The sequence below is a fragment of the Blastococcus sp. CT_GayMR16 genome (assembly GCF_004570875.1).
Classification (GTDB): Bacteria; Actinomycetota; Actinomycetes; order Mycobacteriales; family Geodermatophilaceae; genus Blastococcus_B.
Window position 1 is genome coordinate 26584 of the sequence record NZ_SPQK01000029.1, and the last position, 9496, is coordinate 36079.

Sequence of the window (9496 nt, forward strand, 5' to 3'; positions counted from 1 at the left end):
GTCAGCCGCCCTTCAGCGAGACCATGGCGCGGGTCGCCTGTTCCAGCAGCGCGTCGAGCGCCGGCGGGAGGAGCGGGAAGGTCAGGCCGAGCATCGTGAGCGTCAGCATGATCTTGACCGGGAATCCGATGGCGAAGATGTTCAGCGCCGGCGCGGCACGGCTCAGCAGGGCCAGCGCGACGTCGGCCAGCAGCAGGACGGCGACCATCGGGCCGGCGATCTGCAGCGCGGCCAGGAACATCATCGAGAACGCCGTCAACAGCACCGACGCCAGCTGGTCGGTGGGCACGTCCCCGCCGACGGGCAGGCCGACGTAGGACGTCGCGAAGCCCTTGACGATCAGCAGGTGGCCACCGCTGGTGAACAGCAGGGTGATGGCGAGCAGGTAGTGCAGGCGGCCGATCGTCGCGTTCTGGGTCATGGCCAGCGGGTCGTAGGCCGGCTGCAGCGAGAAACCACCGGTGACGTCGATCAGGTCGCCGGCCATCTGCACGGCGGTGAACAGCACCTGGACGACGAAGCCGAGGGCTGCGCCGATGACGACCTCGGTCACCGCCGTCACCAGCAGGAACCCGGTCGTGATCTCCGGCAGACCGGGTGCGATCTGGTTCGACAGCAGCACGGTCAGCGCGAGAGCGAAGGCGCCCTTGACCGGCGCCGGGATCGAGCGGGAGTTGAACGGCGGGGCCAGCAGCACGAACCCGGTGGCGCGTGCCATCCCGAGCAGGAGCGCCGCCAGCGTGACCGCCGGGACCGAGAGGTCCATGGCGGCCTCAGGTCCGGTCGAGCAGCCGTGGCAGCTGGTCGAACAGGCTCTGGGTGAAGCTGACCAGTTCGGAGAGCACCCAGTTGCCCGTGACCAGCAGCGCGATCGCGACGGCGATCATCTTCGGCACGAAGGACAGCGTCGGTTCCTGGATCTGGGTCGCGGCCTGGAACAGCGAGATCAGGAAGCCGACGAGGAGGGCGGTCAGCAGCACGGGGGCGGCGACCTTCGCGCCCAGCATCATCGTCTGGGCCGCGATCTGGGTGACGTCTGCATCGCTCACGAGGACTCCTCGCTGGCGCTCGTCGTCCGCGTTCGCGGAGCTGCTGCGTTGTCTCGTGAACTCGCGAACTCGTTCATCACTAGCCACTCCCCCCGTAGGAACCCACGAGGGCTGTGGTGATCAGCGCCCAGCCGTCGACGACGACGAAGAGCAGCAGCTTGAAGGGCAGCGACACGATCGTCGGCGGCACCATCATCATGCCCATCGCCATGAGCGAGGCGCTGACCAGCATGTCCAGCACCAGGAACGGGATGAAGATGACCAGCCCGATGATGAACGCGCTCTTGAGCTCCGACAGCACGAACGCCGGGATCAGCGTGGTCATGCTGACCTCGGACTCGTCGGCCGGAGCCTCTTCACCGGAGAGCCCGATCATCAACTTGAGCTCGTCCTCGCGGGTGTTGTCGAGGAGGAACGTCCGCAGCGGGACGACGCCGGAGTCGTAGGCCTGCGAGACCGTCATCGTGCCGTCCATGTAGGGCTGCACGGCGACGTCGTTGATGTCGGAGAAGACCGGGCCCATGACGAACAGGGTCAGGAAGAGCGCGATGCCGGTCAGCACCTGGTTGGGCGGCGACGACGGCAGCCCGAGCGCGTTCCGGGTCAGCCCCAAGACGACGATGATCTTGGTGAACGACGTGGCGAGCAGCAGCACCGACGGCGCCACCGACAGGACCGTGATCGCGAGGATCAGGGTGATCGAGGTGCTCGGCGAGCCGTCGCCGATGGAGATGTCCACGCCCCCGTCGCCGGGGACGACCGGGGCGACGGGCGCGACCGGGTCGACCGGAGCGGTCGGGGCGGCGGAGGCCGGGCCGGCCAGCAGGGCGAAGGCGACGGAGCTCAGGAGGGCCAGCAGCAGCACCAGGGCCGCGCGCCGACGGGTCGACGGGGCCCTGATGCCGCTGCTGGCCGCCACGGGGCGGCGCGCGGGGGCCGTCATGGCTTGCGAACCGTCCGCTCACGCAGCTGGTGCACGAAGGTGCCCCAGCCGGCGCGGTCGAAGACCGACCCGGCCAGTGCGCCGCTCGAGGTACGGGCGACGAGTGCCGGGGCGACGCCACCGGGCAGGGCGGCGGCGGGGGCGGCCCGAGGCGAGGGCACCCGCTGCTCGGCGAGTGCGGCGTCGACCGCCTCGGCGTCGACCTCGGCGAGCAGGGTGACCTGCTCCTCGGTGGCCCCGATGACGAGGACGACGTCGGCGATGCGGACGACGTTGACCGTGCTGGACCGGCCCAGGCGCTGGCGGGAGACGACCTCGATGAGGCCGTTGCCCTGGCCGAGGCCCTTCTTCTTCGCCAGGCGCGCGGCGTAGAGCAGCACGACGGCGATGAACCCGAGGGACAGGATCAGCCGGATGATCATCCAGGTCATGCGGTCTGCGCCCCCAGCTCGGCGGCGGCGTCGGTGACGATCTCGCTGATCCGCAGGCCGAAGTCCTCGTCGACGACGACGACCTCACCGCGGGCGATGAGCGTGCCGTTGACCAGCAGGTCGGCGGGAGCGCTCGCCGCGCGGTCGAGCTCGACGACCTCGCCGGGGTGCAGCGAGAGCAGCTCCTGCACGGTCATGCGGGTACGGCCGATCTCGACGGTCACCTCCATCGCGACGTGCCGCAGGAGGTCGAGGCTGCCGCGCTGGCCGCGCGTGTTCGGGAGGGTCACCTGCAGGGCGAAGGTGGCCTGGTGCTCACCGTCGGCGAGCAGCGGGACGGCGACGAACATCCCCTTGTCGCGCAGCCCGTCCAGGGCGGCGACCGGCTCCTCCATGCGCTCGGAGGCGACGCGGACCCGGCCGAGCGTGGCGGCGGCGGCCTCGAGGGCCGGCCGGAGAGCGGAGGCGACGTCCATCTTGCCGACGGGGGAGTTGTTCAGGGCCTCGACGACGTCGGCGGAGATCACGAGGACCATGTCGCCGCTGACCTCGCCGGAGAGGCCGACGGACACCGCCGAGGAGGCGCCGGGCGGCAGCGGGACGTTGTCGGGGTCGCTGACCGGCGTGCCGGGGACGAGCTCGACCGTGGCGGGGACCAGGGCGGCCGCGGCGCGGGCGGCGGCCGTGACCACCGCGGAGACGGTCTGGGAGTCCTGGGACGAGTCGGTGCGGGCGGCAGTCATGCGGTGTCCTTCGCGGCGGCGTACGGAGTCGGGACGATGGCGGCGGCGAGCCGGCGCCGGTGATTGCTGGCGATCGCGTACGCGAACGTCACGTCGTTGGTGGTGACCTCGAGCGGGGCGTCCGGGGGGTGCCGGAGCAGCAGGACGTCACCGACGGCGAGGGAGAGCAGGTCGGCCGAGGACACGGTGAGCGGCGCGAACCGCACGCTCACGTCGACCGGCACCAGGTTGAGGCGCGCGGTGAGCGCCTCGGTGGCCCGCTTGCGCTTGGCCAGGGCGGTCTCCGAGAGCTGGGGGGAGGCGGCGTTGTTCAGCGCCTGGGCGAACGACGAGAACGGCAGGACGAGCGTGGCCTCGCCCTCGCGGGTGCCGACCGACATCGTGTACGAGGCGACCATCACGGTGTCCGACCCGGCGGCTGCCTGCGCCAGCTGAGGGTTGTACTCGTGGCCGAGCAGGGCGGGCTGGATCTCGGTGATCGTCGCGAACGATGCGGCGAACTCGTCGAGCAGCCGGTCCAGCAGGTGGTTGGTGATGGTGGTCTCCATCGCCGTCATCGGCCGGCTGGGCTGGTCGGCAGCGCCGGAGCCGCCCAGCATGTGGTCGACGATGGCCATGGCGATGTCGAGCGGGTAGGCCAGCATCCCCTTGCCGGCCGACGGCTCCAGGCTGAACGTGGAGATGAAGACGGGGTTGGGCAGCGTCACGATGTAGTCGTCGTAGGAGAACTGCTCGATCCCGACGAGCTCGATCCGGGCCCCGGCGCGGAGGAACGTGGTGAGGATCGTGGTCGCCTGCCGGGCGAAGGCCTCCTGCGCGATCTGCAGGACCCGGACGTGTTCACGGGAGAGCTTCGTCGGGCGGCGGAAGTCGTAGGTCCGCGGCTCGTTCCGGCGGCTGCGGGCTGCCGACGCCGGCGCGGTGGTGACCGGCCGCTCGGCGGGCGCGGCCGGTGCCGCAGGCGCGGGTGCTGCGGCGGCCTCGGGCGCGGCTGCGGGCTCGGGGGCGGCAGCGGGCGGGACCAGTGACTCCGACGGCGACTGGGCGTCCGGCTCACTGGGGGCCGGTCCGGTCTCGGGCGTGGTCACGTTCCACCTCATCGGCGGAACCGGGACCGACCCTGACCGGCGGCGCCGGGGCGCCGCCGGTCACTCGGGAGGGGTGTGACGGGTGGTGCGGGGTGTGCTACTGCGTGACGTACTCGGTGTAGTAGATGCCCATCACTTCATCGTGGTAGGCCTCGATGATCTTCTCCTGGAGGGCTTCCTTGAGGGCATCCCGGGCGCCGGTCACGTCGGCCGGCGCCGCCTGCGAGAACGTGGAGATGATCAGGTCGGTCGCCTTGGAGCCGTTAGGCCCGCCCGCCTCGCCGCCGACGCCTTCGACCAACTGCAGGGCCACCCCGATCTTCAGGTAGCCCCCACCGGCGAGGTTGACCGCCACGGGCTCGAGGGCGAGGACCTCGCCGGGTACCGGCTCCTCCGCCTCGGCGGATCCCGAGAAGAGGAAGAAGTAGGCCGCACCGGCCGCGGCGAGGATCACCACGAGCAGGATGAGCAGCAGCTTCTTCTTGCCGCCCTTGGCGGGGGCCTCGTCGGTCTCAGGGGCCTTCTCTTTGGTGCTCATGGCGTGACTCCTCGATGTGCGGCCTCGATACCCGGCAGCAGTGCATTGGCCTCTGCCGAGGCGTTGGACAGGACGACGACGTCGACCCGTCGGTTGACGGACAGAGCGTTGGGGTCGGACTCGGGCACCAGCGGCCGGGTGGACGAGTAGCCGGTCGCCGACATCCGCGGCTCCGGCACGCCGTCGCCGGCCAGCCAGCGGAGCACGGTGCTCGCGCGGTAGCTCGACAGCTCCCAGTTCGACGGCCACGGCCCATTCGGGTCGACCGGCAGGTGGTTGGCGTGGCCCTCGATGCGCAGCACGTTCGGCAGCGCGATCAGGGTCGGTGCCATCGCGTCGAGGATCTGGCGGCCCTCCGGCCGCAGCTCCGCCTCCTCGGCGTCGAAGAGGACGGCGTCAGCGACGATGTGGACGACCAGCCCGCGCTCGTCGATCTCGTAGCGGGCCGCACCGGTGTACCCGGCTGCTGCCAGGGCGGCGTCGATCTTCGACCTGGCCTCGGCCATGTCGTCGTAGGCCCCCTGCGCCTCGTTCGCCACCCGCTGGGCGCGCTCGAGGGCAGCCTGCGCGGCGGCTGCCTCGACCTGGGTCTCGGTGGTCTTGTCCCCGGCTGCGATGCCCTGGGCGATGTCGGCCGGTGCCGGCAGCGAGTCCAGCACCGAACCCTCGGGGGTCGTGCCGGGGAGGGCGGTGATGGGCGCTCCGAAGCTCGCCGAGAGGCCGGCCGAGAGGGCGGCGAACTTGGCCTTGTCGACCTGGCTCATCGCGAAGAGCACGATGAAGAGGCACATGAGCAGGGTGACCATGTCGGCGTAGGAGACCAGCCACCGCTCGTGGTTCTCGTGCTCCTCCTCCTCGTGCTTCTTCGGGCGCTTGCGACCCGGGTGCGCGGAGCCGCTCATGCCGCCTCCCGCGCGACCTCACTCGGTGGCACGAGTGCGGTCAGCTTCTGCCGGACGGCGCGCGGACTGGTGCCGGCCTGGATCTCGGTGATCCCCTCGACGAGGAGCTCCATCTGCGCGGCCTGCAGCTCGCTGATGCGCGTGATCTTGGCGCCCATGGGCAGCCAGAAGAGGTTGGCGGAGAGGACGCCCCAGAGCGTCGCGACGAAGGCGCTGGCGATCAGCGGCCCGAGCGACTCGGGGCTGGAGAGGTTCTCCAGCACGTGGATCAGGCCGACGACGGTGCCGATGATGCCGATCGTCGGCGCGTAGCCGCCCATGGCGACGAAGAACTTGGCGGCGACCTTGTCCTCGGCCTTCTTGGCGGTGATCTCGCCTTCGAGGACCTGGCGCAGTTCCTCGGGGTCGGTGCCGTCGATACCCATCTGCAGACCGCGCTTGAGGAACGGGTCGTCGATGTCCTTGACCTGCGCCTCGAGGGCGAGGAGGCCTTCCTTGCGGGCCTTCTCGGCGAGGCTGACGAGGGTGGCGATGCGGTCGGACACCGGCGGGACCTGCGGGGGAAGGAGGGCCTGCTTGAACCAGCCGCCGATCTTCTTCACGTCGGCCATGGCCGAGCCCGCGATGGCCGCACCGAAGGTGCCGCCGAAGACGAGGATCAGGGGCGGCACCAGCACGATGGCCATGGGGCTGGAGCCCTCCATGATCATCAGCGCCAGGAGGGAACCGATCCCCAGCACGATGCCGATCAGAGTCGCCGGATCCATGGGATCAGCGCTCCTCTCGGCTCGGGAACGGGACGACGGAGGACACAGCGGCGACGCCGGTGGGCTCCTCGTCGGGGACGACCGTGCGGTACTCGCCGCGGTCCATCTCGTAGGACGTGGCGAGGATGCCGGCGCGGTACTCGCGGATCTCGTCGAGCACCTCGTCCACGCTCTCCTTCACCACGTACTTGGTGCCGTCAACGAGGAAGGCGACCGTGTCGGGGTGGCCCTCGACCCGCTCGATCAGGTCGGGGTTGAGCGCGAACTGCTCTCCGTTCAGGCGCGTCACACGGATCACGGTTCGGTCCTCTTGCTCGGGGGGTGCGAGGGCGGGGGATTCACTGTTCTCTTCGGCTCACCAGGGGCTTTCCTTGAGCCGAACAGCCGCGGCCCGGGCACCCGCAGGGGTAACCGGGCCGCGACGGCCGCCCTCCAGGGGCCCGCCACGAGCGAGCGAGTGGTGGGGAGGAGGGAGGTCCTTACTCAGCGCTTGAGGTTGACCAGGTCCTGGAGGATCTCGTCGGAGCTGGTGATCACGCGGCTGTTCGCCTGGAAGCCGCGCTGCGCGACGATGAGGCCGGTGAACTCCTCGGCGAGGTCGACGTTCGACATCTCCAGCGCCCCGGACACGAGCTCGCCGCGGCCACCGGAACCGGCCACGCCGACCATCGCCACGCCCGAGTTGACGCCGACCCGGAACGAGGTGCTCCCCGACTTCTCCAGCCCGCTGGGGTTGTTGAACGAGGCGAGGGCCAGCTTGCCCAGGGGCTGCATCAGGCCGTTGGAGTAGACGCCGGTGATCGTGCCGTCGTTGCCGAGCTGGAAGGACTGCAGCGAACCCAGCGCGTACCCGTTGGGCTCCGGCGCGACGAGGTTGGCGGCGCCGCCGAACTGGCTCATGCCGGACAGGTTGATCGTGACCGGCCCGGTCCAGCCCGGGAAGGTCGCGGCCGGCGGGACGAACGGCGTGAGGTTGCCCGGGGCCGCCGGGGTGGTCATGACGCCGGAGCTGTTGAACACGACGCTGGCACCGGTGACCAGTGCGGTGTTGCCCTTCTCCGCCTGGATGTCGAGGGTCCAGGTGTCGGCCGCAGCTGCCTTCGTGAAGTTGTAGAACACCTTCTGCGCCACGCCCTGGCTGTCGTACATCACGGCGTTGGTCTGGAACGTCGTGCCGGTCACTGCGCCGGCGGGCAGGTTGCCCTCGACGCTCCCGGTCGTCGTCTGCTTCGGGCTGACGACCTGGCCGTAGGGCACCGAGAGGTCGCCCGCGGGGCCGTTGGTGTTGACCACGCCGTTCGCGTCGGCCATCCAGCCCTGCAGGATCGCGCCGTTCGGCGCGACGAGCTTGCCCTCGCCGTCGAAGTCGAACGAGCCCGCGCGGGTGTACAGCTCCTCGTTGCCCGCTCGCGTGACGAAGAAGCCGTCACCTTCGATCATGAAGTCCGTCGAGCGGCCGGTGTTCTGGGTGGCGCCCTGCGTCCAGTTGGTGGTGGTCGCCGCGACCTTGACGCCGAGACCGACCTGCGCCGGGTTCGTGCCGCCGCGGTCCGCGGCGGGGGTGCCACCGGCCCGGATGATCTGGGACAGGGTGTCCTGGAAGACGGTCTGGCTGCCCTTGAAGCCGACCGTGTTGACGTTGGCGATGTTGTTGCCGGTGACGTCCATCTTGGTCTGGTGCGCGCGCAGGCCGGAGATGGCCGAGAACATGGAACGAAGCATGGGGAGGAACTCCTCAGGTGTGGGGTCGCCGGGCGGCGGGGGAGTGGGGAGGGATGGGGACGTCGGTCAGGCGCTCGGCGTCGAGGTGCTGGCGACTTCGGTGATGCGGCCCATCGAGACGGAGACACCACCGACCATCGCGGTAGCTTCCTTCGTGTCGGTGCCGAGCCGGACCGAGGTGACCAGTCCGCTCTTCGTCGCGCCGTTCTCGTCGGTGTAGCTGACTGTGCGGCCCACGAGCGCGCCGGCGCTGCTCGATCGCTGCAGCGCGAGGAGCGAGGCGTTCTGGGCAGCGATCTCCTCCAGCTTCTCCACCTGGGTGAAGGTCGCCGTCTGCGCCATGAACTCGCTGCTGCTCGCCGGGTTGGCCGGGTCCTGGTACTTCATCTGGGCCACGAGGAGCTTCAGGAACATGTCCTTCTGACTGCCCTGGTCCTTGCGTTCCACCGTCGTGCTGGCCCCGGGGGTGTAGGTGGTCCCGGTCGTTCCGCTCACTGCGTCCGGCATCGGTCGGTCTCCTTCTCAGACGCGGTAGTCCACGCCGGACGACGTGGATCGGTTGGCGGGCGAGGTGGACCCACTGCCTCCGGTATCGGCAGGGCCGCCCCAGGGTCGTGACCGGCCCTCGGCCCGGTCCTGCTCGTTGCCGCGGTCGCCGAAGCCCTGCTGCTGGGCCATGGCCTGTTGCTGGGCCTGTTGCTGGGCCTGTTGCTGGGCCTGTTGCTGGGCCTGCTGCTGGGCGCTGTGCCGGTCCAGCCAGGCGCCGCCGCTGTCGCGGTCGACCTCCAGGCGGGACGTCGTCAGGCCGGCGGCCTCGAGGTCGCGGCGCAGGTCGGGGAGCGCGTCGAGGAGCGCCGCCCGCCCGTGCTCGTGGGCACCCCGCAGGGTGAGGTCGACGGCGCCCTTCGACAGGGTCACCTGGACCTCCACGGGGCCGAGCGTGTCGGGAGTCAGGACGAGGGTCATCGTGTGCGCGCCGTCCGGGCCGCCCCGGAGGACGGCGACCTGACGTGCGACCTGCGAGCCGACGGGCTGGGCGGCCGAGGCGCCGGTGGCGCCCTCGGCGTCACCCACCGGGGCCGCGAGGGAGACGGCCGGCGCCGGCGTGCCCGAGGGGACGATCGGGACGGCGGCCTGACTGGCGCCGCCGTCCGCCGCGCCCTGCTGGGACGAGCTCCCGGTACCCGAGGACTGCGCCCCTCCGGCCGACGTGGTGGGCACTGCCGATGCGGGAGACGTCGTCGCGGCGCTGTCGGGCGCCCCGGCATCGCTCGCGGCTGCGGGAGCGGCGGCCACGGCGGCGGCCGGGACCG

13 protein-coding genes are annotated in these 9496 nt (G+C 70.8%); all 13 read right to left on the reverse strand.

The window, feature by feature from the left end; translation table 11 throughout:
• Position 1: 1 nt before the first annotated feature.
• Entirely contained in the window at positions 2–766 is a 765-nt protein-coding gene (gene fliR, locus E4P38_RS21370) for a flagellar biosynthetic protein FliR (RefSeq protein ID WP_135134010.1), read from the reverse strand.
• Positions 767–773: 7 nt separating this feature from the next.
• Positions 774–1049, reverse strand: coding sequence for a flagellar biosynthesis protein FliQ (gene fliQ / locus E4P38_RS21375; protein ID WP_135134011.1), 276 nt, complete (start codon positions 1047–1049; stop codon positions 774–776).
• A gap of 79 nt (positions 1050–1128) precedes the next feature.
• Entirely contained in the window at positions 1129–1992 is an 864-nt protein-coding gene (gene fliP, locus E4P38_RS21380) for a flagellar type III secretion system pore protein FliP (RefSeq protein ID WP_135134012.1), read from the reverse strand.
• Positions 1989–2423, reverse strand: coding sequence for a flagellar biosynthetic protein FliO (locus E4P38_RS21385; RefSeq protein WP_135134013.1), 435 nt, complete (start codon positions 2421–2423; stop codon positions 1989–1991). The genes fliP and E4P38_RS21385 overlap by 4 nt, the downstream gene beginning before the upstream one ends.
• A complete protein-coding gene (fliN, locus tag E4P38_RS21390) occupies positions 2420–3166 on the reverse strand; it encodes a flagellar motor switch protein FliN (protein WP_135134014.1) in 747 nt (248 codons plus the stop codon). Before fliN ends, E4P38_RS21385 begins: the two co-directional genes overlap by 4 nt.
• Positions 3163–4254, reverse strand: a complete 1092-nt coding sequence (locus E4P38_RS21395; protein WP_245161211.1) for a flagellar motor switch protein FliM — start codon at positions 4252–4254, stop codon at positions 3163–3165. The genes fliN and E4P38_RS21395 overlap by 4 nt, the downstream gene beginning before the upstream one ends.
• Positions 4255–4351: 97 nt before the next feature.
• A complete protein-coding gene (locus tag E4P38_RS21400; RefSeq protein ID WP_135134015.1) occupies positions 4352–4792 on the reverse strand; it encodes a flagellar basal body-associated FliL family protein in 441 nt (146 codons plus the stop codon).
• Positions 4789–5694: a flagellar motor protein MotB gene (locus E4P38_RS21405; protein WP_135134016.1), complete on the reverse strand. Its 906-nt coding sequence runs from the start codon at positions 5692–5694 to the stop codon at positions 4789–4791. Before E4P38_RS21405 ends, E4P38_RS21400 begins: the two co-directional genes overlap by 4 nt.
• On the reverse strand, positions 5691–6461 hold the full coding sequence (locus E4P38_RS21410) for a flagellar motor protein (RefSeq protein WP_135134017.1): 771 nt from the start codon (positions 6459–6461) through the stop codon (positions 5691–5693). The genes E4P38_RS21405 and E4P38_RS21410 overlap by 4 nt, the downstream gene beginning before the upstream one ends.
• 4 nt (positions 6462–6465) lie before the next feature.
• A complete protein-coding gene (locus E4P38_RS21415) occupies positions 6466–6759 on the reverse strand; it encodes a flagellar FlbD family protein (RefSeq protein ID WP_135134018.1) in 294 nt (97 codons plus the stop codon).
• Positions 6760–6944: 185 nt separating this feature from the next.
• Positions 6945–8183 carry a flagellar hook protein FlgE gene (locus E4P38_RS21420; RefSeq protein ID WP_135134019.1) on the reverse strand — a complete coding sequence of 413 codons (1239 nt, stop codon included), beginning with the start codon at positions 8181–8183 and terminating at the stop codon, positions 6945–6947.
• Positions 8184–8249: 66 nt separating this feature from the next.
• Entirely contained in the window at positions 8250–8690 is a 441-nt protein-coding gene (locus E4P38_RS21425) for a flagellar hook capping FlgD N-terminal domain-containing protein (protein WP_135134020.1), read from the reverse strand.
• A 15-nt stretch (positions 8691–8705) separates the two neighbouring features.
• Positions 8706–9496, reverse strand: a 791-nt coding sequence (locus E4P38_RS21430; RefSeq protein ID WP_135134021.1) for a flagellar hook-length control protein FliK, incomplete at its 5' end; no start/stop codon positions are given.